Annotated in this window: 20 protein-coding genes; 13 read left to right on the top strand and 7 right to left on the bottom strand. The window is 71.7% G+C overall.

The features are described from left to right. Window positions 1-65 precede the first annotated feature (65 nt). The 7 genes from ACOKM3_RS42225 to ACOKM3_RS42195 all read left to right on the top strand — a co-directional run bounded on the left by ACOKM3_RS42225 (window position 66) and on the right by ACOKM3_RS42195 (window position 11,286). On the top strand, window positions 66-3,191 hold the full coding sequence (locus tag ACOKM3_RS42225) for a discoidin domain-containing protein (RefSeq protein WP_426906615.1): 3,126 nt from the start codon (window positions 66-68) through the stop codon (window positions 3,189-3,191). A 233-nt stretch (window positions 3,192-3,424) separates the two neighbouring features. Then, window positions 3,425-4,513, top strand: a complete 1,089-nt coding sequence (locus ACOKM3_RS42220) for a LacI family DNA-binding transcriptional regulator (protein ID WP_426906614.1) — start codon at window positions 3,425-3,427, stop codon at window positions 4,511-4,513. Between the two features lie 115 nt (window positions 4,514-4,628). Continuing rightward, window positions 4,629-6,227: an FAD-dependent oxidoreductase gene (locus ACOKM3_RS42215; RefSeq protein ID WP_426906613.1), complete on the top strand. Its 1,599-nt coding sequence runs from the start codon at window positions 4,629-4,631 to the stop codon at window positions 6,225-6,227. Window positions 6,228-6,276: 49 nt separating this feature from the next. After that, window positions 6,277-8,403 (top strand): hydantoinase/oxoprolinase family protein, encoded by a 2,127-nt coding sequence (locus ACOKM3_RS42210; RefSeq protein ID WP_426906612.1) that lies wholly within the window; start codon window positions 6,277-6,279, stop codon window positions 8,401-8,403. Next, window positions 8,400-8,987: a hypothetical protein gene (locus ACOKM3_RS42205; protein WP_426906611.1), complete on the top strand. Its 588-nt coding sequence runs from the start codon at window positions 8,400-8,402 to the stop codon at window positions 8,985-8,987. Before ACOKM3_RS42210 ends, ACOKM3_RS42205 begins: the two co-directional genes overlap by 4 nt. Window position 8,988: 1 nt before the next feature. After that, window positions 8,989-10,272, top strand: a complete 1,284-nt coding sequence (locus tag ACOKM3_RS42200) for a TRAP transporter large permease (RefSeq protein ID WP_426906610.1) — start codon at window positions 8,989-8,991, stop codon at window positions 10,270-10,272. A 30-nt stretch (window positions 10,273-10,302) separates the two neighbouring features. Then, window positions 10,303-11,286, top strand: coding sequence for a twin-arginine translocation signal domain-containing protein (locus ACOKM3_RS42195; RefSeq protein ID WP_426906609.1), 984 nt, complete (start codon window positions 10,303-10,305; stop codon window positions 11,284-11,286). A gap of 6 nt (window positions 11,287-11,292) precedes the next feature. Here ACOKM3_RS42195 and ACOKM3_RS42190 read toward each other — a convergent pair whose 3' ends face one another. Both ACOKM3_RS42190 and ACOKM3_RS42185 read right to left on the bottom strand, forming a co-directional pair. Then, window positions 11,293-12,645 (bottom strand): MFS transporter, encoded by a 1,353-nt coding sequence (locus ACOKM3_RS42190; protein WP_426906608.1) that lies wholly within the window; start codon window positions 12,643-12,645, stop codon window positions 11,293-11,295. Then, window positions 12,642-13,814 (bottom strand): acyl-CoA dehydrogenase family protein, encoded by a 1,173-nt coding sequence (locus tag ACOKM3_RS42185; protein ID WP_426906607.1) that lies wholly within the window; start codon window positions 13,812-13,814, stop codon window positions 12,642-12,644. Before ACOKM3_RS42185 ends, ACOKM3_RS42190 begins: the two co-directional genes overlap by 4 nt. A 189-nt stretch (window positions 13,815-14,003) precedes the next feature. Here ACOKM3_RS42185 and ACOKM3_RS42180 point away from each other — a divergent pair, with 189 nt between their 5' ends. Then, entirely contained in the window at window positions 14,004-14,675 is a 672-nt protein-coding gene (locus ACOKM3_RS42180) for a TetR/AcrR family transcriptional regulator (protein ID WP_426906606.1), read from the top strand. Window positions 14,676-14,686: 11 nt separating this feature from the next. Continuing rightward, window positions 14,687-15,478 carry a thioesterase family protein gene (locus ACOKM3_RS42175; protein ID WP_426906605.1) on the top strand — a complete coding sequence of 264 codons (792 nt, stop codon included), beginning with the start codon at window positions 14,687-14,689 and terminating at the stop codon, window positions 15,476-15,478. 8 nt (window positions 15,479-15,486) lie between these two features. Here the strand turns inward: ACOKM3_RS42175 and ACOKM3_RS42170 are convergent, their stop codons facing one another. After that, entirely contained in the window at window positions 15,487-17,109 is a 1,623-nt protein-coding gene (locus ACOKM3_RS42170; RefSeq protein WP_426906604.1) for an isocitrate lyase/phosphoenolpyruvate mutase family protein, read from the bottom strand. Window positions 17,110-17,187: 78 nt separating this feature from the next. Here ACOKM3_RS42170 and ACOKM3_RS42165 point away from each other — a divergent pair, with 78 nt between their 5' ends. After that, window positions 17,188-17,661: an SRPBCC domain-containing protein gene (locus ACOKM3_RS42165; protein ID WP_426906603.1), complete on the top strand. Its 474-nt coding sequence runs from the start codon at window positions 17,188-17,190 to the stop codon at window positions 17,659-17,661. Window positions 17,662-17,703: 42 nt separating this feature from the next. Here ACOKM3_RS42165 and ACOKM3_RS42160 read toward each other — a convergent pair whose 3' ends face one another. Continuing rightward, window positions 17,704-18,252: a putative immunity protein gene (locus tag ACOKM3_RS42160; protein WP_426906602.1), complete on the bottom strand. Its 549-nt coding sequence runs from the start codon at window positions 18,250-18,252 to the stop codon at window positions 17,704-17,706. Window positions 18,253-18,450: 198 nt separating this feature from the next. On the opposite strand from ACOKM3_RS42160, the gene ACOKM3_RS42155 reads away from it, so the two are divergent. Continuing rightward, the gene (locus ACOKM3_RS42155) at window positions 18,451-19,587 is read left to right on the top strand and encodes an LCP family protein (RefSeq protein WP_426906601.1); all 1,137 of its coding nucleotides are present in this window, start codon (window positions 18,451-18,453) and stop codon (window positions 19,585-19,587) included. Window positions 19,588-19,599: 12 nt separating this feature from the next. Here ACOKM3_RS42155 and ACOKM3_RS42150 read toward each other — a convergent pair whose 3' ends face one another. After that, complete coding sequence (locus ACOKM3_RS42150; protein ID WP_426906600.1) at window positions 19,600-20,091, bottom strand: MarR family winged helix-turn-helix transcriptional regulator; 492 nt, start codon at window positions 20,089-20,091, stop codon at window positions 19,600-19,602. 136 nt (window positions 20,092-20,227) lie between these two features. Here ACOKM3_RS42150 and ACOKM3_RS42145 point away from each other — a divergent pair, with 136 nt between their 5' ends. Further along, window positions 20,228-21,721 (top strand): UbiD family decarboxylase, encoded by a 1,494-nt coding sequence (locus ACOKM3_RS42145; protein WP_426906599.1) that lies wholly within the window; start codon window positions 20,228-20,230, stop codon window positions 21,719-21,721. Here the strand turns inward: ACOKM3_RS42145 and ACOKM3_RS42140 are convergent. Next, window positions 21,636-22,601: a LysR family transcriptional regulator gene (locus ACOKM3_RS42140; RefSeq protein WP_426906598.1), complete on the bottom strand. Its 966-nt coding sequence runs from the start codon at window positions 22,599-22,601 to the stop codon at window positions 21,636-21,638. The genes ACOKM3_RS42145 and ACOKM3_RS42140 overlap by 86 nt on opposite strands. Before the next feature lie 108 nt (window positions 22,602-22,709). Here ACOKM3_RS42140 and ACOKM3_RS42135 point away from each other — a divergent pair, with 108 nt between their 5' ends. Next, on the top strand, window positions 22,710-23,543 hold the full coding sequence (locus tag ACOKM3_RS42135; RefSeq protein WP_426906597.1) for an oxidoreductase: 834 nt from the start codon (window positions 22,710-22,712) through the stop codon (window positions 23,541-23,543). 18 nt (window positions 23,544-23,561) lie between these two features. On the opposite strand, the gene ACOKM3_RS42130 is transcribed toward ACOKM3_RS42135, so the two are convergent. Then, on the bottom strand, window positions 23,562-24,134 hold the full coding sequence (locus tag ACOKM3_RS42130; RefSeq protein ID WP_426906596.1) for a dihydrofolate reductase family protein: 573 nt from the start codon (window positions 24,132-24,134) through the stop codon (window positions 23,562-23,564). Window positions 24,135-24,243 lie beyond the last annotated feature (109 nt).

The raw sequence follows: 24,243 nt of genomic DNA, 5'->3' as shown, positions 1-24,243 counted from the left end.
GATCGAATACTGAGCCCCTTCCACCTGACAACGTTGTCTCGTGATTCGCGAAAGAGGTCCTGGCCATGCCGCACCACCTCCCGCAGCTCCATCGCCGCAGATTCCTGCAGGCCGTCGGCCTGACGGGGGCCATGGCGGCCCTCCCCACTCTCACCGGCACGAACCCGGCGCGAGCGGCTGAGCGTTCGGCCGCTCCCCCGGACGACATCGCCGCCACCTACCACCGGGTGCTGCTCGACCACACCCGCTGGTCCGAGACCCAGTGGGACGCGGCGCTCGGCCACTACACGGCGAAGGACTTCGGGTTCGCTGTCGTCCTCGGAAACGCGGTCCTGCTGACGCAGGGCACGTACGACGGTGACCGGGCCGGCATCGACCGGGACACCCTCAAGGCGCGCACGCTCGCCACCATCCGGCACTTCGCGGCGTCGAACCGGCTCACGGGCGGCACCGAGTGGGGTGGCAAGCTGTTCTTCGACACCACCTTCCAGTCGTACTTCGTGCTCGCCGCGCGCCTCCTGTGGGACGAGCTCGACGGCACGACGCGCGACCGGATCGACACCATCACGCGCGAACAGGCCGCGTACACCACGTCGTTGGGGACGGGTGACGACCCCGACTCAGGCGACTGGACGCCGAACGGGCTCAAGGGCGGCCACGTCGGTGACACCAAGCTGGAAGAGATGGGTCTGTACGCGCAGACCCTCGCGCCCGCCCTGGCCTGGGCCCCCGACGACCCGCGCCATGGCGACTGGGAGTCCGGCTACGGCACGTGGTCGCGCAACGAGGCCGGTCTACCGCCCGCCGACCTGGCCAATCCGGCGCTCGTCGACGGCGTGCGCGTCTCGCGCAACACCGCGCGGAACCTGTACGACACGTTCATCGTCGAGAACCACGGCTCCTTCGGCCCGCACTACCAGGAGGAGTTGTGGCGCACCTCGGGACGGAACGCCGCGCACTTCCTGGCGGCGGGCCGGCCGCTGCCCGAGGTGCTGACGAAGCAGCCGAACGCCGAGCCGCTGTGGCGCACGCTCCTTGGTGTGATGAGCGACGCCGGTGAGCCGTTGATGCCGATGGTGAACGACCGCGAGCACCTGTACGGCCGGGACGTCATCCCGCTCGCGTTCTTCGCGCAGGTGGTGGGCGACCGGGCGGCGGCCCGCGCCGAGCAGGCGCTGGCCGAGCGGCTGGAGGCGTACCAGAAGTATCCGCCGGAGCACCGCCTCGCCAAGTTCTCCGGGGAGCCGAAGTACGAGCCGGAGGCGCGCGCCGAGCTGGCCATCAGCTATCTGCTGCATGTGTGGGCGGCGAAAGAGGGGCGCGACCCGGTCCATCCGTACTCGGCGGAGGAGCTGTTCGCCCACGCGTCCGGGGTCACGGACTTCGGCACCGGTCCCGGCCTCGTCTCGCACCAGACACCGGCCGCGTGGGCGGGCACCGTCAGCAAGCCCGACTTCGTGAAGTTCGCCTGGCAGCCGGGGCACGACGACTGGTTGTTCAAGCTGAGCGGCGCGACGCCGATGTTCCTTCCCTCCTCCAAGGGCAAGGCCTCGCACCGCGCGGTGCGGCTCTACGAGTCCCTGCGCGACGGCTTCGACGGCAGCGCGAGCGTCCTCCGACTGGACGGCGGATACGCGGGGTTCGCGACGCTGCCGACAGGATCGGTCGTCTACGCGACGTCCGGCACCGGTGCGGGCGAGGGGCATCTGGAGATCCACAACCTCACGATGCCCGGCATGGCGGGGCTCGACGGATCGCGCACGTACCGCTTCGAGGAGGGCAGCGCCTCCGTCCGGGCGCAGGACGGCTCGGGCTCGGCGGCGCGCGTCGACCAGGTGGACGTCCCGCGCACCGCCGTCCAGCACATCCGCATGCTCGGTGTGCGGCCCGATCCGACGTACGGGTACTCGCTGTTCGCCCTGGAAGTGCGCGGCGGCGCGGACGGGGCGGACCTCGCGCGCGGCGCGGCGGCGACCGCGTCGTCGAGCGAGACGGGCAAGGGGCCGGGGCTCGCCGTCGACGGTGACCCGGAGACCCGGTGGGCCGTGTCCAAGGCCGACCGGCCGCGCGCGGACAGCTGGCTCGCGGTGGACCTCGGCGCGCGGCACGACATCGACCAGGTAACACTGCGCTGGGAGGCCGCCGCGGGCCGCGCCTACCGCATCCAGGGCTCGGCCGACGGCGAGACCTGGGAGGACCTGGCCAGTTGGCCGAAGCCGGACGTGAGCAGCCGTGGCGGCTGGCTCGACGTCGACGGCAGGGCCGGACTCGTCGTCCGCGGCGGCGAGCACCCGCTCACGGTGTACGGCGACACGATCGTGGCGGCCGACGGTCCGGCGGCGCCCGTCCTGGTCGAAGGCTTCGCAGGCGCGTCGGCGAGCGCACTGCGCGCGGCCGCCCGCGGGCCCGCCCCCACGGCAAAGGCCGACGGGGTCCAAGTGGCGCTCACGGATGGATACTTGAGCCTGTTCAATCTGTCGGGCGAACGGGTCGCCACCACGGCCGAGGTCCCGCAGTCCGGTGACCGCCGCACCGTCTTCCAAGGAGACCAGAGTGTCACCGACGACGGTGTCACCTACCGCGTGGACCTCGACGCGGCCGAGGCGGTGCTGCTCGCTCCCCGGTTCACGCTGGCTCCGCTGACCGGCGATCGGCTGCCCGCCGGCCTGCGCGCCCGTGTGGTCGACGGCGCCACCCTCCGGCTCTCCGGGGCGGCGTGCCGGGTCCGTGTGGAGGCGCAGGGCCGTCACGCCGTGGCCACGGTGTCCCGTGCGCGGGAGACGACGCTGCACCTCCCCTGCGCCACCGCCTTCCCGCTGGACGACCGCGCGCTCGGCCGGACCGTCTTCCCGACCAGCCCGCTGCCCGCAGGCATGTCCGGCCCGGCGGCAGCGGTGGACGGCGACCCCGGCACCTCGTGGCGCCCGGGGCCCGGCGGGCGTCTGGTCGTCGACCTCGGCGAAGAGGTCGCGCTGCGCACCGTGGAGGCGCAGTGGACGGTCGGTGGCGCGCCCGCCGCCGAGGTGGAACTCAGCGCCGACGGCCTCGACTACCGGCTCGCGGGCCGGCTCGACGGGAAGCGGCCGGACCGGTCGCTGTCGCTCGGCTCGGCCACGGCCCGTTACGTCGCCTTCAAGGTGACCGGCGGTCGGGCCACGGACGCGCGCCTGGTCCGGCTCTCCGTGCGCTGACCTGCGTATCGCCGTCTCTGGAGTGACCCGGTCGCGCTCTGCGGCCGGGTCACTCGGCGTGCTCAACCGGTGTGCGCGGCGCGTGCTCAACCGGTGTGCGCGGCACTCTCGTTGAGCATCAGAAATCTCCGTACAACCCCTTGACCCCGCGCGGGAGCCGCCCGCACAGTACCCGTTAATGCGCATTACCTAATACGCATTACCAACGGCGGACACCCCGAGGAGCGGCAGGCGTGGAGCAACCCAGGAAGCGGGCGAAGCCGGGGCGTGCCCCGGCTCCGGCGGGCCGGAAGTCCCGTCCCCGGCAGGCCGAGGTGGCGCGGCTCGCCGGTGTGTCGCAGGCGACCGTCTCGCTGGTCCTGAACGCCCGCCGCGACGGCAAGGGCGCGACGATCTCCGAGGAGACCCGCCAGCGCGTCCTCGATGCGGCGCGCAGCCTCGGCTACGTTCCCGACCCGGCCGCCCGCCGTCTCGCGGCCGCCCGCAACAACCTGCTCGGCGTCTTCAGCTTCACGTCGACGTTCCCGACCGATGTGCAGCACTCGTACTACCCGTTCCTGGTGGGTGTGGAGCAGGAGGCCGCCGCGCGCGGCTACGACCTGGTCCTCTTCACCGCGTCCAGCGGTGGCGGTCCGGACGCGCTCAGCCGGGTGCGGCTCGCCGACGGCTGCCTCTTCCTCGGCCGGCATGTGCCGCGCGCCGAACTGAAGCGGCTCGTCGCCGACGGCTTCCCGGTCGTGCACCTCGGGCGCAGGGAGGAGTTGGAAGGGCTCGCGTGGGTGGGTGCCGACTACGTGAGCGCGAGCCGCGAAGTGGTCGCGCATCTCGCCGAGTTGGGGCATCGCCGCATCGTGCTCGTGCGCGAGGACGACGACGCCCCCGCCTCCACCGACCGTCAGCAGGGATTCCTCGACGGGCTCGAAGGGGCGGGACTCACGGGCGGCCCGGACTCCGTGCTGCGGTGCGTGGATCCGGTGGCCGAGATGACGACCGAGCGGGTCCGGGAGCTGGTCGCGGACGGCGTGACGGCGTTCGTCGCCGAGGAGACGGACACCGGGGCGGCGTGGCGGGCGCTGAGCGGGGTGGTGGCGGAGGCGGGGCTCTCGTGTCCGGGGGATGTCTCCCTGGCACTGCTCGGCAGCCCGCCGCCGGAGCTGGCCGCGGGCCCCGTGCCGACCGGGTTCGACGTGCCCCGGCACGAGTTGGGCGCGGCGGCGGTGCGGCTGCTGTCCGCCCAGGTGGCCGGTGAGGAGGCGGACGAGCCGTTGGTGGCCTGCGAGTTCCGGGCCGGACTCACGGCCGGACAGGCGCCCCGGCCGTGAGCGACACACGTACAGAGCCATAGCACCACACACGCACAGAGCGACACATGTACAGAGCCACACACGTACACAACGACACGCGCACGCACACGTACAGCACGCACGAAGGAGTCATGTGTTTCCCGAACCGGAGATCCTCATCGTCGGCGGCGGCCTCGGCGGTGTCGCCGCGGCGCTTGCCGCCTGCCGCGCGGGGCGCCGTGTCGTGCTCACCGAGGAGACTGACTGGATCGGCGGGCAGCTCACCGCGCAAGCCGTACCGCCGGACGAGCACCCGTGGGTGGAGCAGTTCGGCACGACGGCCTCGTACCGGGCGCTGCGCGAGGGTATCCGCGCGTACTACCGGCAGTGGTATCCACTGCGCGGCGAGGCGCTCGCCCTGCCCGAGTTCAATCCGGGCGCGGGCCGGGTCAGCAAGTTGTGCCACGAGCCGCGGATCGCGCTCGCCGTCATCGAGGGGATGCTCGCGCCGCACCGGGCGAGCGGGCTGCTGACCGTTCTGACGGAGCACCGGGCGGTGTCCGCCGAGTCGGACAACGATGTCATCACCACGGTCTCCGTACGCGATCTGCGCACCGGCATCGTCCGCGGATTCACGCCTCCGTATGTCATCGACGCCACCGAGACCGGCGAGTTGCTCGCCCTGGCGGGTGTCGAGCACGCCAACGGTGCAGAGGCGCAAGGGGAGTTCAGCGAACCGCACGCGCCCGCCGAGGCGCAGCCGGACAATCAGCAGGGCATCACGGTGTGCTTCGCGCTCTCGCACCACGAGGGCGAGGACCACACCATCGACCGCCCCGAGACGTACGACTTCTGGCGCTCCTACCGGCCGGATTTCTGGCCGGGCCCGCTGCTCGGCTTCGAGGCGCCCGACCCGCGCAGCCTCGCACCGGTCCCCCGCACCTTCGTGCCGAACCCGGAGCTCGACCCGCTCGCCGTGAGCGCCGACCAGAGCGCCGACGCGGGTGACAAGGAGCTGTGGGGTTTCCGGCGGATCCTCGCCCGCAAGCTGCACCAGCCGGGCGCCTTCGACTCGGACATCACGCTCGTCAACTGGCCTTTGAACGACTACTGGTTGAAGCCGTACATCGGGCAGGAGGCCGAAGCGCTGCGCGAGGCGCGGCAGTTGTCGCTGTCCGTCCTGTACTGGCTACAGACCGAGGCCCCGCGCGCCGACGGCGGCACCGGCTTCCCGGGGCTGCGGATCCGCCCCGATGTGACCGGCACGACGGACGGCCTCGCGAAGGCGCCGTACGTCCGGGAGTCGCGGCGGATCAAGGCGGTGACGACGGTCGTGGAGCAGGACGTCGCCATCGACGTCGTCGGCCCGTACGGCAGGACGCGCTACCGGGACTCGGTCGGTGTCGGCAACTACCGCATCGACCTGCACCCCTCCACCGGCGGTGACAACTACATCGACGTCGGTTCGGTGCCGTTCGAGATCCCGCTGGGCGCGCTGGTGCCGCGGCGGGTGCGCAATCTGCTGCCTGCCGGCAAGAACATCGGCACCACCCACATCACCAACGGCTGCTACCGACTGCACCCGGTGGAGTGGAACATCGGCGAGGTCGCGGGCGCGCTGGCCGCGCACTGCCTGGCCGAGGACGTGACGCCGCATCAAGTACAGGCGGAGGACAAGCGGTTCGACGAGTTCGGGCGGCTGCTCGACCGGTCGGGTGTGCAGCGGCACTGGCCCGATGTGCGCGGCTACTGACCGACCGGCCGGCGCTCCGACCGACAACGCACAAGGAGGTGCGTACGACATGAGCACACGGATACGCGTCGGGATCGACGTGGGCGGCACGTTCACGGACGCCGTTGCCGTCGACGCGGCGACGCTCGCTCTGGTGGGCCAGGTGAAGGTGCCCACGAGTCATCATCACGAGGACGGTGTCGCGCACGGCATCGTGCAGGCACTCGACCGGCTCCTCGAACAGGTCGACCGCACCCCGGCCGATGTCACGTTTCTGGCGCACGGCACGACGCAGGCCACGAACGCGCTCCTGGAGGGCGACGTGGCGACGGTCGGGCTCATCGGCATCGGCACGGGCGCGGGAGCGGTGCTGACCCGGCGGCTCGCCGCGCTCGGCAAGCTGGAGCTCACACCGGGCAAGAAGCTGCCGCTCGCGTACGCGCATGTCCCGGACCCGTTCGACACCGACGCGGTGCGGGCCGCCGTGACCCGCGTACAGGAGGAGGGCGCCGAAGTCCTCGTCGCCACCGAGCCGTTCGGGGTCGACCGGCCCGACGGGGAGCAGGCCGTGCTCGACGCGGCGCAGTCCTCAGGGCTGCCGATGGCGGCGGCGCACGAGATCACGTCGCTGTACGGGCTGCACAAGCGGACGCGTACGGCGGTGGTGAACGCGGCGATCCTGCCCCGGATGCTCGCGACCGCGGAACTCGTCGACTCCTCGATCACCAAGGCGGGGGTGGACGCCCCGCTGATGGTGATGCGCTGCGACGGCGGTGTCATGTCGCTCGCCGAGATGCGGCGCAGGCCGCTGCTGACCGTCCTGTCGGGTCCGGCGGCCGGAGTCGCGGGCGCGCTGATGCAGGAGCGGATCAGCGAGGGGGTGTTCCTGGAGACGGGTGGCACGTCGACGGACATCAGTGTGGTGCGGCGCGGCAAGGTCGCGGTGCGGCACGCGACGATCCTCGGCAAGACCTCGTATCTGAACGCCCTTGATGTGCGCACGGTCGGGGTCGGCGGCGGCTCGATGGTGCGTCTCGGACAGGGCAAGGTGGCGGGTGTCGGGCCGCGCAGCGCGCACATCGCGGGCCTGCCGTACGCGTGTTTCGCCACGCTCGACGAGCTGCGGGACGCGAAGCTCGGCACGGTGTCACCTATGGCCGGTGACCCGGACGACCATGTGGTGCTCGACGCTGCGGGCGGTCGGTTCGCGGTCACGATGACGTGTGCGGCGAACGCGCTCGGGCGGGTGCCGGAGGGTGACTTCGCGCGCTGCGATCAGGAGGTGGCGCGGGCCGCGCTGGCCCCGCTGGCCGCCCGGCTCGGCACCGACGTGGCGGGGGCGGCGCGTGCCGTGCTCGACGCGGGGGCCGCGCTGGTGCAAGCGGTCGTGGACGCGATGGTCAAGGACTACCGGCTCGACCGCGACACCGCGGTCCTGGTCGGCGGGGGCGGCGGCGCCGCGTCCGTGACCCCGCATCTCGCGGCGACCACCGACATGGAAGGGCGGATCGCCCGGCACAGCGAGGTGATCAGCCCGATCGGCGTGGCCCTCGCGCTGGTGCGCGAGCAGGTCGAGCGGATCGTGCCGGGTGCCACCCAGGAGCAGATCCTCGCCGTACGGGCCGAGGCCGAGCGGGCGGTCGTCGCGCAAGGCGCCGCGGCCGACGGTGTCGAGGTCGAGGTGACCGTCGACCCGCAGACCAGCACGGTGCGGGCCGTCGCCACCGGCGCCACCGAACTGCGCACGCAGGACCGGGCGCACCGGGCCGACGAAACGGAGCGGCTGAAGGCGGCCGCCACCAGCCTCAAGACCCAGCAGACAGCCGTCGACGTGCTGGCGGGCACCGACGCGTACACCGTGTACGGCACCGAGGTGCGGCGCCGGCTCCGGGGCACGCGGCGGCCGGTGCGGGTGGTCGACGCGGACGGTGTCGTGCGGCTCGGGGCGCCGGACGCGCGGGTGGAGACGACGACCGTGGGCGCGGCCGGCGAGGCGCTCGCGACGCTGGTGCGGGACGCCACCTCGTACGGGGACGGCGGGATGCGGGCGCCCGCGGTGCGGCTGCTCGTCGGTGGCCGGATCGCCGATCTGTCGGGGGTGCTCGAACCCGACGCGCTGCTGGCCCTCGCGCGCAGCGAGTTGCGGGCGCGCGCGGCCGATGAGCCGGTGGTGGCGGTCGTGGAGTCCCGCGCATGAGCGGCGGCGCCGACCGGGACCACGACCTGGACCTGGCGGTTCGGCTGCTCGCGGGCACCCCGACGCACGAGGGCCGGGATCCGCTCCTGTTGCGTCAATGGGCGCTCGCCGCCGAGGAGTTCGGGGCGCGCCTGGCCCCCGGCGCGATGACCGCGCGGATCGCCGAGCGCGACGGTGGTCTCACCGAGGGGCTGCTCGCCCGCTTCCGGTCGAGGCCCGCGCAGATCGAGCTGTACGTCGACACCATCGACCGCGCCGAACGGCTCGTCGACGAGCGGGGCTGGCGCGCCTGGTTCCCCGAGGGCTCGGTGCGGGCGGCGGCGCTCGCCCACGAACGGGCCCATGAACATCTCCACCACGCGCGCGTGCGGGCCGAGTTCAAGCGGACGCTCGGACACACGGCGCTGCGACTCGGGCGGCGCCGCGTGTACGCGCATGTCGCGGGCGCCGACGAGCTGGCCGCGCACGCCTACGCGCGCGTCGCCTGCGGCCTGGGCCGCAGCGCGCTGCTGCTCACGGAGGCCTTGGGCGCAGCCCTGACATCACCCGACAGAGCCGTACACCCCGACAGAAGCGAGAAGTGACATGGGTGTCGTCATCCTGCTCGTCATGGCGGCCGGAGTGGCCGCCATGCTGAGCCGCAAACTCCCCACCGCGTTCGCCCTCGTGCTGCTCGCCGTGGTGATCGCGTTCCTTGCGGGCGCCCCGCTGACCGGCAAGAACAGCGTCCTGGACACGGTCCTCCAAGAAGGTGCCCCGGCGCTCGCCGCGACGATGATCGCGATCCTGCTCGGTTCGTGGCTCGGCAAGCTCCTGGAGGAGACCGGCATCGCGGGCACCCTGGTCCGCAAGATCGTCGAATTCGGCGGTGACCGGCCGGTGTTCGTGGCGCTCGGCGTGCTCGCCGTGTCGGCGCTCGTGGGCACGGTGACCGGGTCCGCTCCCGCGGCGATGCTCGCCGGACTCATCGGGATCCCGGCGATGATCGCGGTGGGTGTCCCGAAGGTGACGGCCGCCGGGACGATCCTGATGGGGATCGCCGTGGGCATCCCGTTCGAGCTGCCGGTGTGGCAGTTCTTCTCCACCGCCCTCGACCTGCCGATCCCCACGGTGCGCGGCTTCATGGTGAAGCTGTTCCCGTTCGCCCTCGTGACGGCCCTCGCCTACGTGCTGATCGAATCGCGGCGACGCGGTGTGGAGCACACATGGTCGCTGCGCTCGGTCCAGGACAAGCCGCGGGCCCGGGAGCGCAAGCCGCTCGGCGACGCCCCGTGGTACGCGCTGCTGACGCCGATCGTCCCACTGGTGCTCGCGCTCGGCTTCGAACTGGCCATCATTCCCTCGCTGTTGGCGGGTGTGCTGTACGCGCTGGTGACGACGACGCGGCCGCGCGACATGAACCGCCGCCTGCTGCGCACCCTGTACGGCGGCTTCGAGGTGGCCGCCCCTCCGATCACACTGTTCGTGGCGATCGGCATCCTGCTCGCCGCGGTGAACCTGCCGGGCGCGGTCGACGCGCTGGAGCCGCTGGTGAAGGCGGTCAGCCCACAGAACGCGGTGCTGTTCGTCCTCGTCTTCACCGTGCTCGTGCCGCTGTGCCTGTACCGGGGTCCCCTCAATGTGTTCGGCCTCGGCGCCGGCATCGCGGGCGTCCTCATCGCCACCGGCGTGTATCCGGCGGTCGCCGTGCTCGGCATGACCACCTCGTACAACCAGGTCTTCGGCGTCGCCGACCCGACCAGCACCCAGACGGTGTGGGCCGCCCAGTACGCGGGGGTGTCACCGCAGCAGGTGATGGTGCGCACCCTGCCGTACGTGTGGGTGGTGGCGCTCGGCGGTCTGTGCGTCACGGCCGCGACCCACCTCTGACATCAACGGACTCGACTCGAGGAGTTGACCATGCACCGTCGTACCTTCCTGCGCGCCGCCGCCGTCACGGGCTCGGCCGTGGCGCTGGGCGGGCTCCCGGCCCCCTCGGCCTCGGCCGCGCCGGGCGGATTCCCCGACTACACCTACGTCCGCACGCTGCTCTCCCCCGCCGACCTCACGTACAACCCGACGGGCGAGATCATCTTCCCGACGGTCCGCGGTGTCTTCGACAAGCTGGCCGATCCACTGGGCCGTTACTACCTGTACTACGCGCCGCACGACGCGCCCGGCGGCGTCTGCCTCGCGTACGGGGACTCGCTGGAGGGCCCGTTCACGGAGTACCCGGACAACCCGATCGTGTCGAACAAGTGGGACCCGCACTACTCGGTCAGCCACGTCTCTTCGCCGCACGTGCAGTGGATGCCCCAACACCGGGAGTTCTGGCTGTACTTCCACGGCGAGAACACCACGACGCGCCTCGCCCGCTCGAAGGACGGCGTCAACTTCACGTACGACAAGGTGGTCCTGTCGACCTCGATGATGCCGAGCGGCACCACCGAGACCTCGTACGCCCGTGTCTTCGCGCACGAACTGCCGGCTCGCGGCGCCCACTACGTGATGCTGTTCATGCTGAACAACACGACCAATCACCGTGACATCTGCTGGGGTTGGTCCGCCGACGGCCGTGACTGGACCTTCGACCAGACCCCGCTCGTGCGGCACTCCGACGTCGGCGCGGTCAATGTGGGCGGCCCGCACCTGCTCACGCGCGGCGGTTCCGCCTACGTCGTCTACAACAAGGACAAGGAGAGCGGTGGCGACCTCATGGTCACGGAGGTCGGCGCCGACTTCTCGAAGCGCGAGCACCTCGGCATCTTCTACAACTCGGGAGCCTCGGCCCCGGAGAACGGCCGGGCGGCCGCCCCCTCGTTCGGCACGCAGGGCGGGGTGCCGTACATGGTGTACGAGGCCGGGGAGCGGCTCGCCGGAGCGATCGCGGTGGCCCGCGGCTGACGCTGGTCAGTCGCCCGCGGGGGCGGGTGCCGGGGTGTCCTGCGGGGACGCCGCCGGCGCCGCCTTCGCCCGGCGCCACGGGCCGCGGAAGAGCAGCGACGCGGGGACGAACACGGCCATGCAGCACAGCGACACGATCAGCCAGGCCCGCCAGCCGTGCGATTCGACGACGCGGGGCACGGCGATGAGGACCACCACGCCCATCGCCTTGGTCAGGAAGGTGAACACACCCCAGGCGGTGCCCTGCAGACGTGGGTCGACGTCCTCGGCGTTCTCCGAGAAGTTCGCCATCCACGGCCCGTAGGCGCAGCCCATCACTCCGCCGAGGAGCGCTCCGGTGATCGCGATGTGCAGGTGCGAGACGTCGTCGCGTCCGACGAGGCCGGCCAGGTACCCGGTGAGCAGCACACTGCCCACCGTTCCTGCGACGCAGAAGGGCTTGCGCAGTTGCAGCCGGTCGGAGAACCGGCCGGACAGGACGAGGGTGAAGATGTTCAGCGTCCAGAAGGCCGCCATGATCTGCGAGGCCGTCGCGGCGTCGAGGTCGAAGCTCTCCGCGAGCATCGTCTGCCCGTACACGACGAGTGTCACGTACAGCACGAGCCAGGACGCGATGCCGATCACGTGGGCCCAGATGGCGCGGTGCTTGAACAGGTCGCGGGAACGGGCCGGTTGGGTGTGGTCCGCCCGGCCGAGGGTCTCCCGTTCGGACTGCACGATGCGGGCGCGCAGTTCCGGTGAGAGGTCCGCGATGTTGAAGGCGATCACCACGGAGAGCACGAGGGACACCGAGCCCATGATGACGAACTGCGAGCGCCAAGAGTCGTCGAACAGCGGCAGCGTGAGGCTGGCGACCGCGGCGGCCAGGAAGCTCGCCCCGACCGGGCCCCAGGTCCAGAAGCCGAAGGCCTGCGCCCGGCCCATCCGCGGCGAGAAGTCCCGCACCAGCGGCGCGGTGCCCGCCATGGCCATGCCGTCGACGACCGACAACACGGCGCGCACAGCAAGGAGTTGACCGGCCGAGTGGACGGTCGTCATCAGGAAGCAGCAGCCCGCGGTGAGCATCAGCAGCGGCACGATGAGCCGCACCCGGCCCACGGTGTCGGTGAGTCGTCCGCCGACCATCGACGCGATGGCCCCGGCGACGAGCGCCGTCGCGGAGACGGCGCCGTAGGTGGTCAGCGTGATGTCCAGGTCGTCGAGGAGCAGCGGCACCACGGGCGCGATCTGGCCCTCGTAGGAGGCGATGAGGACCGCGAGGACCGCCATCGACAGGATGCGCATCCGCTGTCCGGAGTCCGGGTACTGGTCGAGCTCGCGCACCCGGAAGAGCCGGATGCGCGGGCGCCGCCCGGTCACTCGCCGATCCCGCCGAGTCGTACGTGCCCCTTGATGAGGTTGCGGGCGATGGTGCGCTTCTGGATCTCGTCGGTGCCCTCGAAGATGCGCAGCAGCCGCAGCTCGCGGTACCAGCGTTCGATGGGCAGTTCCTTGGTGTAGCCCATGCCACCGTGGATCTGCAGGACGCGGTCGACGACCTGGTTGGCCATCACCGCGCCGTTGAGCTTGGCGATGGACGAGGCGTGCCGTGCGTCGAGGCCCTGCTGGACCCGCCAGGCCGCGTACAGGGTGAGCCACTTCGCGGACTCGATCTCCACCTGGGAGTCGGCGATGTGCCACTGGATCGCCTGGTAGTCGGCGATGGGCCGGCCCATGGAGTGCCGCTGGCGGGCGTAGTCGACGCCCATCTGGAGCATGCGCTCGGCGGAGCCGATGGCCCGGGCGGGGATGAGGTAGCGGCCCTGGCCGATCCACTGCATGGCGAGCTCGAAGCCCTTGCCGACCTCGCCGAGGACGTTGCGTCCTGGGACGCGTACCTCGTCGAAGACGAGCGAGGCAGGGCCCCACTGGCCCATGGTCTCGATCGGTTCGGACTTCCAGCCCATGTCGCGGTCGACGAGGAAGCAGGTGACACCGCCGTCGGCGCCCTTGTCCGGGTCGGTGACCGCGAACACCATCACGAAGTCGGCCTCGTTGCCCCCGGTGATGAAGGTCTTCTCGCCGGTGATCAGCCAGTCGTCGCCGTCGCGCACGGCGCGGCTGCGGATGTTGCGGGCGTCGGAGCCGGCGCCGGGTTCGGTGATGGCGAAGCAGGAACGGCGCTCGCCCTCGATGGTGGGCAGCAGGTACTCCCGCTTCTGCCCGTCGTCGCAGGCGTAGAGGATGTTGTCGGCGCTGCCACCGAAGCTGAAGGGGACGAACGTACGGCCCATCTCCATCGCGATGATCGCCGACATGACGGCACCGAGGTTCATGCCGCCGTACTCCTCCGGGGTGTTGACGCCCCAGAAGCCGGACCTGCGGGCCTTGGCGCGGAGCTCGGCGACGACTTCGGGTGCGACACCCGGCTGACCGGCCCGTTCGTTGCGCAGGACGTCCTGCTCCAGCGGCATCACTTCCTTGGTGATGAACGCGCGCACGGTGTCCCTGATCTGACGTTCCTCGGTGGACAGCGAGAAGTCGACCATGAAAGTGCCCCCTCAATCCCGCGTACGGGAATCCTGGAACGGGAATCTAGGAATGAGTTCAAGTTGCCCGCGGCCCGGCGGTCGGTCAAGAGGTCGGAACGAGTTCAACCGAGGTTCTGGCGCGGAGAATTGGCTGATTCTAAAATTCGGTTCGGTACGGGTACTGGGTGCGCAGGGGGTGACGACCGGATGACACGCAAGGCGGAGCGGATCTCGGCCAAGGACAACGCGTGGCAGTGGAGCCGCACGGAGCAGACCCGTCGGACCCTGCTGGACGCCGCCCGTGAGGTCTTCTGCGAGCAGGGGTTCACCGACACGGCGATCGTCGCGGTGGTGCGCAGGGCGGGGTCGAGCGTCGGCAGCCTCTACCACCATTTCGGCGGCAAGACAGAGCTGTTCGTCGCGCTGTGGGAGGACTACGAGAACTCCCGCGAGCGCGAGGCGGCCGAGGCGGTGGCCGCGGCGCGGGCGGCGGGCGAGACGGATCCGCTGGAGCTGTTCCTCGTCGGCACCCGCAGCTTCCTGGAGGGCTGTTGGCGGCGGCGTGACCTGATCGAGTTGTGGATGGACGGCGACGGGCCGCCCGGCTTCGAGCTGATGCGGCGGGCGCGCGGCCGCGAGTGGATCCGGCAGAACTCGGTGCTGCTCGAAGCCGGCAAGGAACCCGTGGACCGGCTGGTGGTCGGCGTCCTCACCTCCGTCATCGGCGAGGCGGGACGGGAGATCGGCACGTGTGCGCGCAAGCGGGACGCCGACGCGATCTGTCACGCCACGCTCGCGCTCATCCGCAGGCTCGATCCGCTGCACATCGATCCGCTCCGCATGACCGACCCCCGTACGCACCGGCGTACGGCGCACTGAAGGGAACACACGTGGCACAGACCGAGGACGCGGCGCCCTACTTCACCCGGAGCGCGGACGCGTTCGTGCCCGAGTCGCACGCGCGTGGCTGGTGGGCGCCCGACACGGTGCACGGCCGGCTCCTGGGCGGGCTCGCCGCGCGGGCGCTGGAGCGTGAACACGCGGAGGAGGGGCTGCACTTCGCCCGGCTCACGGTCGATCTGTTCCGCACCGCGCCGTTCGCCCCCGTCGGTGTCACCACGGAGCGCGTCCGGGACGGGCGGCGGATCCGCGTGGCCGACGCGGTCGTGCGCGGCGTCGACGGGAAGCCGCTGGCGCGGGCCAGTGCCGTGCTGCTGCGCACGGCCACGCCACCACCGGGACACATTCCCGCGACCGGTCCGTGGGACGCGCCGTCGGCGCAGGAGCTGCTGGCCCCGCACGGGCGCACCCAGTTCCTGCGGTTCGACGAGGAGCTCCGGCCCGTGCGGGAGTGGAGCGGTGACCAGCGGCGGCGCTCCTGGATGCGCGACGCCCGGCCGCTGGTGGGCGGGGAGGCGCTGTCCCCGCTCGTCCGAGCCGCGCTGGCCGCCGACACCGCGAGCCCGCTCGCCCACGCGAGCGACCACGGCCTGCGCTACATCAACGCCGACTACACCCTGTCCCTGAGCCGGCTCCCGCTCAGCGACGAGATCGGCCTGGAGGCGACGGGGCACACGGCGGAGGACGGCATCGCCGTCGGGCACTGCACGCTGTACGACGCGGCGGGCCCGATCGGCTACTGCACGACGACGGCGCTCGCGAACCCCGCCCCGGAGCGCTGACCCGCCTGCTACAGGCCCTGTACTTCCCCGTACGAGAGGGTGTCGCCGGTGGGCCGCAGCCCGGCGCGGACGGCGCGTGCGGTGGCGACGGCCTCGCCGAGCGCCGTGCGGTAGAGCAGCGAGCCGAGGCTGACGCGGCGGACGCCCAGCGCGGCGAGCTCGTCGAGGGTCGGGCCGGTGGGCGAGTAGAGGATGTTGAGCGGGAGCTCGAAGCGGGAGGCGATGTCGCGGATCCGGTCGGGTTCGGCGAGGCCCGGCACGAACAGCCCGTCGGTGCCGGCTTGTTGGTACGCGGCGAGCCGCTCCTCGGTACCTTCATGCTCACGCCCCAACCAGTACGTGTCCGTGCGGGCGTTGACGAACAGCTCGGGGACGGCGTTCTTGACCGCCGCGATCTTCGCGGCGTGCTGATGGACCGGGGTGAGGCTGCCGTCGGCGCGACCGTCCTCGAGATTGATCCCGGCGGCGCCCGCGGCACTCAACTGGCGGGCAAGGTGGGCGACTTCCTCCGGGTCGTCGCTGAATCCGCCCTCCATGTCGACGGTGAACAGCAGCGGGGTACGCCCGAGTCGGCGGGCCAGGTCGAGCGTGGCGTCGGCGGTGACACCCGCGCCGTCCGGGAGCCCCGCCGCGGCGGCCACACCGAGGCTGGTGGTGCCGACGGCCTCGAACCCGGCGCCGGCCAGGGCGGCGGCCGAGGCACAGTCCCAGGCGTTCGGCAGCAGCAGCGGCGCGTCCTTGCGGTGCAGACGGGCGAAGGGGGTGCCCGAGGGCTGCCGGTGCGCGAGGGCACCCGCGACCAGCGCCATGGCGTGCTCCCGGCCGGGACAGACGCGCGGCGGCGCCCCGAAAGCGAGGGGCTCGTGGGCATCCGTGGGGGCAGCCGCCGTGGCGTCCAGGAGCACGAGATCCCCGGCGGCGACGTCCCTACCGGCGACACGGGTGTCGCGGACGGCGACGCGGCGCAGGGCACGGACGGGCGGGTCGTTGCGCAGAGTTTCGTGGATCAGCCACTCGACGGGGCGGGCGTCGACGGGGGCGTCGGCGGAGGCGGCGTCGGCATGCCGCACCAGGGCCGCGGTGGCGTCACGGGCCTGTACGAGGAGGCAGATGCGGGCGGCGGCAAGCTCGGCGTGGTCCGGGCGTTGGGGGCCGTCGTGGACCTGCTGTCCCCGCCGGAGGCCCTCACCCTGTCGCTCCTCCGGTGGGGACAGTAGGTCCACGAGATGCGTCACCGCCGCGTCGGCCTCCGGGGTCTCGCCGCCGAAGTAGACACGGGACACGGTCCCGACCGCCTCCGCCACGACGTGGGGTTCGCGGTATCCCAGGGCCTCGGCGAGGGTGCTCACCACGTACGGGGCCGCGTCCTCGGCCTCGGGCCACCGGGCCGCCGCCTTCCGCAGCCGCGCCACGTCGAGGCGGGCCAGCTCGGCCTCCACCAGCGCCCGGCGCCGCGCGTGCGCCGCGCCGGAGCTGAACCGGGGCACCGTGGCCCGCAACCAGGCCATGGACGCGCCCTCCTTCCCCTCGGCGGCGGGCGGCGCCTCAGGCATCTCCGGCACCAGGTCAGGGTTGGCCAACGCCGCACGCGCGTCCTCGTAACGGGGGATCTCATGCACGGTTCGGTTCATGCCACCGACGCTAGGCGCGGAACGCTTCGGGACCGGCCGAAGAGTCCCCGCCGCCCCGGGTGGACCTAGGCTCGGCTCATGTATTCGACCGAGCTCACCCAGCACGTGAACGCCCCACGTGCCGCCGTCTACCGTGCCCTCACCGACGCGGACGCGATCGCGTACTGGCGGGTGCCCGACGGCATGACCAGTCGTGTGCACGAGTTCGACGCCCGCGAGGGCGGCAGGTTCCGCGTCTCGCTCACCTACGACGCCCCCACCGGGAACGGCAAGTCCGCCTCGCACACCGACACGTACCACGGACACTTCGCCAGGCTCGTGCCGGACGAGCAGGTGGTCGAGGTACTCGCCTTCGAGTCCGACGATCCCGCGCTGCGCGACACGATGACGATGACCACCACGCTCACCGACGCGGACGGCGGCACCGAGGTGCGGATGCTGCACGAGGGGATCCCCGACGTCGTGCCCGCGGACCAGAACGAGACGGGCACGCGGATGGCCCTGGAGAACCTCGCCCGGCTCGTGGAGACGGATCCGCGTTACGGGGGCTGACCCCCGGCACCGACCTCGGCACCAGCACGTGCCATCTCCGCGTTACCGGCGCGGACCACGCAGCGACGCGTCGAGCGCGCTCATCAGGTACGCCACACGCCCCTTCCCCTGAGGCGCCGCGGGATAGCGCCTCAGCACGTCGACCAGGACGGGGGTGGCGCGCCGCCGGGCCCGCTCGATGTCCCGCTCCCCCGCCTCCGGATCGCCGCCCTGGGCCAGCTCCGCCACTCGGGCCGCGCAGGCGGCGGCGCGCAGGATGTGCCCGACCTGGGTGGCCTTCGCGATCGGGTGCAGATACGCGGCGGACGCGGCGTCGCCCGCGGCCCGCGCGGCGAGCCGTACCGCTTCGGTGTCCGCCGCCGCGGCGGCCCGGTGCGCGTCGAGCGAGGTGACGCGCTGCAGCCGGGACCGGTGCGCGCCGCCCACGAACTCCCACGCGGCGTCGACGGCCGCGCGGGGCCGCGGATCGTCCGGCGCCGCGGCCTCGAATACGGGGAGGACCTGCTCGGCGCTCTGCACGGCGTACCGCGCGACCGCGCGCAGCTCGTCCATGGTCAGCTCGAAGTCTCCGGTCACGGTGGTCGTCCCCATGGCCCGATCCTCTCACCGGGCCCCCACAGATCCGGAAGCCCCGGCCCGGTCGGGCCGTTCGCCTCTGTACGCCGCACGCCCGCCCGGGCGACGGTATGAGGGACGGAAGTGGAGTGTCCGTGTGCACCGCAGTCCGTGTACACCGCAGCGCACCGCCGCCGGTCCGGGTCGGCCCCCTCCACGAAAGGTTCCTCACCGATGGCCACGCGCGAAGGACGACGGTTCCCCCTGCCCGAGCGGAACCCGGACGAGCGGAACCCGGACAAGCAGCGCCGCAAGCCCGAGCACACGCGCAAGGCCGAACGCACGCGCAAGCAACGCATCGTCCGCCGGGTCATCTGGGTCGTCTCGCTCCTCCTCGTCGTCTGCCTCGGCACAGCCGGCTGCGCGTACTGGCGTCTGGACCACAACGTCTCCGGGATCGACCTGTCCAAGGTGCTGACGGACACCGACGACTCCGGCGCGATGAACATCCTCGTGATGGGCTCCGACTCCCGCTCCGGCGACAACGGTGACCTCGCCGGAGGCGACACCGGCGGCACCTCGCGCTCGGACACCACGGCCGTCGTGCACATCAACGAGGACCACACCAAGGCGGAGACCGTGTGGATCCCGCGGGACACCCTCGTCGACATCCCCGCGTGCACCGACAGCGACGGCGACACGGTCCCCGCGCGGCAGGACGCCATGTTCAACTCGGCGTACAGCGAAGGCGGTCCCGAGTGCACGGTGAAGACCGTGGAGCAGCTGTCGGGCCTCGAGCTGAACCACTACGTAGAGCTCGACTTCTCCGGATTCGTGGACTTCATCGACGACATCGGCGGTGTCACCATCACCACGACCGAGGACATCGACGACCCCGACAGCGGCTTCGACGAGCCTGCCGGCACCCACCACCTCGACGGCGACGAGGCCCTCGCCTTCGTCCGCACCCGGCACGGTGTCGGCGACGGCTCGGACCTGGACCGCATCACCCTGGAACAGCAGATGGCCACCGCCGTCATCGACCAGGTGAAGGACCGCGACCTGGTCACCCACCCCAAGCAGGCCTACGACCTCGCGTCGGACCTGACGAAGTCCCTGACCACGGACACCGGCCTGGACTCGGTGAGCTCCCTCCTGGGCCTCGGCAAGAGCCTGACCGGCATCGGGGCGGACGACGTCACCCAGGTGACCCTCCCGACCGAGACCGCGCCCAGCGACCCCAACCGCGTCACCCCCAAGGACCCGGACGCGGGCCGGGTCTGGAACGCCCTCAAGAACGACGCGTCCATCCCGTCGTCGATCGTGCACGACCAGCGTGAGAACCCGGCGAACTCGTCGACGTCGAAGTGACAGCGCAGGGGTTCACGAGCCCTGTTGACGCAACGTCACCCGCCGCAGCATCCCCAGGAACTCCTCCCGCTCCTCCACCGAGAGCACGTCCAGCAGCTGGTCGCTCACGTCCGTGACGCCGGGCGCCAGCCGCGCCACCAGGTGACGGCCGCTCTCCGTGATGCGCACCAGCTTGCGGCGACGGTCGCGCTCGTCCTTCTCGAGGTCCAGCAGGCCCCGTCGCCGCAGCCGCTCGAGGAGCGGCGCCGCCGTCGACTTGTCGAGGTGGGCCAGGGTGCCGAGCGTGCCCTGGTCCATGTCGCCGTGCAGGTCGAGCAGGCTCAGGACGGTGAACTGCGGGCCGGTGAGGTCCTGGTGGACCTGCTCGTACCAAAGCCGTGTATGCAGCTGGTTCAGCTGGCGCGCGAGCGGCCCGACCCCGTCGAGTGCCGCCTCGAGGGCCTCGGCGTGCGCGCTCTTTCGGGACGGCGGACCGGACAGCGGACGGGACGTCGAACCGGACATCGGATGGGACCCCTCGCTTGATTAGGACGTACACGTACTTTACCGTGAGGAAAGAAGGACGTGTACGTAATAACTGTGTGTGATGTCTTCGGGGAGGCCGATTCCACCGGTCCTCGCCCGCAGGAAAGGGTCTGCAATGACGCAACGCGGCAGCGCGCTCAACTTCCGGGACTTCGTCGAGGAGTTGATCGAGGCCGGCGACGCGGTCGACATCCGTCAACCGGTCAGCCCCACCCTCGAGGTCGGCGCGATCACGCGGCGTGTGTACGAGACGCGCGGCCCCGCTCCCCTGTTCAGCAACCTCACCGAGGGTGCGCCCGGGCATCGCATCCTCGGCGCGCCGGCCGGTCTCACCGGCCGCGCGGACGGCGCGTACGGGCGGCTCGCCGCGCACTTCGGACTCCCCCGCGAGACCACGCCGCGCGAACTCCTCGAACGGCTCATCTCGGCGATGCATGCCGAGCCCCTCGCGCCGCGCGTCGTGGACGGCGGCCCGTGCAAGGAGAACGTCCTGACGGGCGAGGACGTCGACCTCACCCGCTTCCCCGTCCCGCTGCTGCACGCCGAGGACGGCGGCCGCTACTTCGGGACGTACGGCTTCCATGTGGTGCGCACGCCCGACGGCCGGTGGACGAGTTGGTCCGTCAGCCGCACGATGCTGCACGGGCCGCGCACCCTCGTCGGGCCCGCCATGCCGCAGCAGCACCTCGGCATGATCCACCAGATGTGGCGGGAGCGCGGCGAGCCCACGCCCTGGGCGATGGTCGTCGGCGCCCCGCCCGCCGCGCTGGCGGCCGCGGGTATGCCACTGCCCGCCGAGGTGAACGAGGACGGGTATGTGGGCGCCCTCGCCGGAAGCCCCGTCGACGTCGTCAGGACGGAGCTGCACGACCTGCACGTGCCCGCCAACTCCGAGATCGTACTGGAGGGTTGGATCAGCCCGGACGAGACCGCTCCCGAGGGGCCGATGGGCGAGTACCACGGGTATTCGTTCTCCGAGAGCAAGCAGCAGCCCGTCTTCCACGTCGAGACCGTCACCCATCGCGACGAGCCCATCCTGCCGGTGTGCGTGGCGGGTCTTCCGCCGGAGGAGAACCACACCATCTGGGGCACGATGATCTCGGCGACCAGCCTGGACCTGCTGCGCTCCAGCGGGCTGCCCGTCTCCATGGCCTGGTGCTCGTACGAGGCCGCGACGTGCTGGATCGCCGTCTCCGTCGACATCGCGCGGCTGGCGGGGATGCGGATGAGCGAGCGTCAACTGGCCGACGCCGTCGCCAAGGTGCTGTTCGGCTCGCACACCGGGTGGCTCGTCCCGAAGGTGATCCTGGTCGCCGACGACATCGACGTCACCGACATCGACCAGCTGGTGTGGGCGATGGCGACGCGCTACCACCCCGGCACCGGCGAGTACGTGTACCCGGAGGCGCCCGGCATCCCCATGGTTCCCTACCTCACCCCGGAGGAGGTGCGCTCGGGCCGCGGTGGCAAGGCCGTCATCAGCTGCCTGCTCCCCGCTCAACTGGCCGGTGAGACACCGGGGATCACCGCTTCGTTCCGGAATTCGTTCCCCGAGGACGTCCGGCAGCGGGTGGTCGAGAAGTGGCAGGAGTACGGGTTCCGTCACTGAGGGCCGCGGCGGCGCGCGCGTACGCCTGCACCAGCGGGCGGCGGTCGTCGGCGCGCCAGGCGAGCACGAAACGGCTGGGCGATATGCCGTGGACGGGGCGGGTGACGACGCCGCCGAGGGTGACCAGCGGCGCGTTGCCGAGCGCGAGCAGGACGACGCCGAGTTCCGCGGCGAGCGCCTCGTACGTCTCCTCGGCACTGGCCACCTCGGCGCCGATGACCGCGGGTTTCCCGTCGCGGGCTTCGGTGGCGAGCCAGTAGTCCCGCAGCGGGCCCGCGCTGTCGGGCAGCGCGAGGAACGGCTCGTTCAGGAGCTCCACGAAGTCGACGGTCTCGCGCTCGGCGAGCGGGTGCGTGTCTGCCATGGCGACGAGGCGGGGCTCCTCGGCGACCGGCGACCACCGGTAGCGCTCCTGTTCCGGCAGCGGCAGCCAGACGAACGCCACGTCGCTCGTGCCGTCGGCGAGCCCCGCGGTCGAGTCGTCCCAGGACACCTGGCGGACCCTCAGCCGGGTGTCGGGGTGTTCGGCGGTGAAGCGGGAACGGATCGCCGGCAGCACGCCCCCGCGCCCCGGACTGGTGCTCATGCCCACCACGAGGGCCGACGCCCGCTCGGCGACCACTTTGGCGACCGACTCCCGCGCCGCCTCCCACTCGGCGACCATCCGCTGGGCGTGCGGCAACAGCGCCGCCCCCGCCCCGGTCAGCCGTACTTCGCGCCGGTCCCGCTCGAACAGCGCGGCGCCCACCTGCTTCTCCAGCATCCTGATCTGCTTGCTCAGCGCGGGCTGCGAGACGTACAGCCGCTCGGCCGCACGCGTGAAGTGCAACTCCTCGGCCACCGCGGTGAAGTACCTGAGGTCCCGCCCGTGAACGTCCATAACCATCGGCTATCACAGCAGATCTTGGACGGGCAACTGGTCTGTACCGCAAGGTAGTTCGCAGCGGGGCCCCGACAGCGGCGGCTCCCCGGGATCGAGGAGAACACCATGAACAGGGTTTGGCTGGTCACGGGAGCGAGCAGCGGGTTCGGCCGGGCGATCACCGAGGCGGCGGTGGCCGCGGGGGATGTCGTGGTGGCCGCCGCCCGCCGCACCGCGCCGCTCGACGATCTGGTCGCCGCGCACCCGGACCAGGTCGAAACGCTGGCGCTCGACGTGACCGCCATCGACGACGTGCAGGCCGCGGTCGACGGGGTGGCCGCACGGCACGGCCGGATCGACGTCCTGGTCAACAACGCCGGGCGCGGCATGGTCGGGGCGGTCGAGGAGGCCACGGACGCGGAGCTGCGGGACCTGATGGACCTGCACTTCTTCGGCCCGGCCGCGCTCACCCGGGCCGTGCTGCCGCACATGCGCCGCCGGGGCTCGGGCACCATCGTGCAACTGACCAGCATGGGCGGGCGGTTCGCGTTCGCCGGGGTCGGCGCCTACTGCGCCACCAAGTTCGCCCTGGAAGGGCTCTCCGAGGCGCTGGCCGCCGAGGTCGCGCCGCTCGGCATCAAGGTGCTGATCGTCGAGCCCGGCGCGTTCCGCACGGGCTTCGCCGGCACCGAGGCGGTGGCCCCCGCCCCGGTCATGGACGCCTACCGGGACACCGTGGGCCCGGTCGTCTCCGGACTGCCGGGCGGCAGCGGCCAGGAGCCCGGCGACCCGGCCAAGGCCGCCGCCGCCATCCTGACCGCCGTGGACGCCGACGAGCCGCCGCTGCGCCTGCCGCTCGGCAACGACGCGGTCGACGCGATCACCGCCCAACTCGACGGCAACCGCGCCGAGTTGACCACCTGGGAGAAGCTCGCCCGCTCCACCGACTTCGACGCGTGACGGAGCGCCCCGAGGTCCTCAGCGCACGACGTCGAAGACGTTCTTCTGCAGCCCGTTCGCGTACGCCTCGTGCTCGACGAGCTTCAGGTGTTGCGTGTCCTTGTCCGTCGCACTGAAAAGTCGCTTGCCCGCCCCGAGCAGCAGCGGGAAGACCAGCAGGTGGTAGCGGTCGATGAGGCCCGCGTCCGACAGGTTCTGATTGAGGGTGGCGCTGCCGTGCATGATGATCGGGCCACCCTCGGTCTCCTTCAGCGCGGCGACCTCGTCGAGCGAGCGCAGGATCGACGTCTCGCCCCAACCGGACACCAGGTCACCGGACTTGAGGGTGGTGGACACGACGTACTTCGGCATCGGCTTGTACTCGGCGAACTCCTCCATGCCCGGCCACACCGGGCTGAACGCCTCGTAGCTGACCCGGCCGAAGAGCATCGCGGTCGCCTCGGTCTGCTCCCGGCCCTTGATCTCGAACGCCTCGGGCACGAAGTCGACGCCCTTGAAGGTCCACCCGGAGTTGCGATACCCCGGCTCGCCGCCCGGTGCCTCCATGACTCCGTCGAGGGACACGAAGGCCGTACTGATCAGCGTGCGCATGTCGGATCTCCCTGGTTGTTCACTGGTTGTCGGTCGGCTCTGCACCAACTAACACTCATGGACCGGCGTGCGCGGCAGAACTCATCGGTATGTGACAGGTCGCGGACAC

This window comes from Streptomyces nidicola, assembly GCF_050106155.1.
Classification (GTDB): domain Bacteria; phylum Actinomycetota; class Actinomycetes; order Streptomycetales; family Streptomycetaceae; genus Streptomyces.
The sequence above is the reverse complement of the archived record's forward strand: the minus strand, read 5'-3'. Positions and strand labels throughout refer to the sequence as shown.